Origin of the sequence: Mesorhizobium sp. M7A.F.Ca.MR.148.00.0.0 (assembly GCF_003997735.1) — a bacterium.
Lineage (GTDB): Bacteria > Pseudomonadota > Alphaproteobacteria > Rhizobiales > Rhizobiaceae > Mesorhizobium.
Genome location: NZ_RZTB01000790.1, coordinates 1 through 211 on the forward strand (window position 1 = coordinate 1; position 211 = coordinate 211).

Consider the following 211-nt stretch of genomic DNA (forward strand, 5'->3'; position numbering starts at 1 on the left):
CATATTGCCCGACCAGCGGCGGCAACACGATGCGCATCGCCTGCGGCAGCACCACCTGGCGCATACGCTGCCAGCGCGACAGGCCGGACGCAAGAGCTGCCTCGACCTGGCCGGTCGGTACCGAACGGATGCCGGCGACGACGATCTCGCAGATGAAGCAGGCGGCCAGATTGGTCAGCGCGATGATGCCGGCAGTGAAGGCATCGAGTTC

General features: G+C 66.4%; 1 protein-coding gene. It reads right to left on the reverse strand.

Features of this window, described 5'->3' with window-relative positions; all coding sequences use genetic code 11:
• Nucleotides 1-211 (reverse strand): ABC transporter permease subunit (locus tag EOB49_RS36280; protein ID WP_127383602.1); only part of this gene is annotated, 211 nt, incomplete at both ends.